Raw genomic sequence first — 266 nt, 5'->3', positions numbered from 1 at the left:
ACGAAGTGCGCCACCAGGCCAAAAATCAGGCCCCAGAACGCTGCGGCCAGACCTAGGAAACTCATGCCCGACGCCGTCACCAGGAAGGTAATCAATGCCGCCTCCCGTTGTTTCTCGTCCGCCATGGCACCGGTGAGCCCGGCACTGATTGCACCGAACAGCGCCAGGCCGGCCAGGGACGCAATCAACTCTTTGGGCAGTGCGGAAAACACGGAGGCCAGGGTCGCGCCAAAGGTCCCCATCAGGATGTAGAACACCCCGCATGC

1 protein-coding gene is annotated in these 266 nt (G+C 62.4%); it reads right to left on the bottom strand.

Annotated elements, in window-relative coordinates:
* Positions 1 to 266, bottom strand: a 266-nt coding sequence (locus SB765_RS30330) for a benzoate/H(+) symporter BenE family transporter (protein WP_410932582.1), incomplete at both ends; no start/stop codon positions are given.

The sequence above is a fragment of the Pseudomonas sp. SIMBA_067 genome, assembly GCF_046534675.1.
In the GTDB taxonomy this organism is placed as follows: domain Bacteria; phylum Pseudomonadota; class Gammaproteobacteria; order Pseudomonadales; family Pseudomonadaceae; genus Aquipseudomonas; species Aquipseudomonas putida.
The sequence above is the reverse complement of the archived record's forward strand: the minus strand, read 5'-3'. Positions and strand labels throughout refer to the sequence as shown.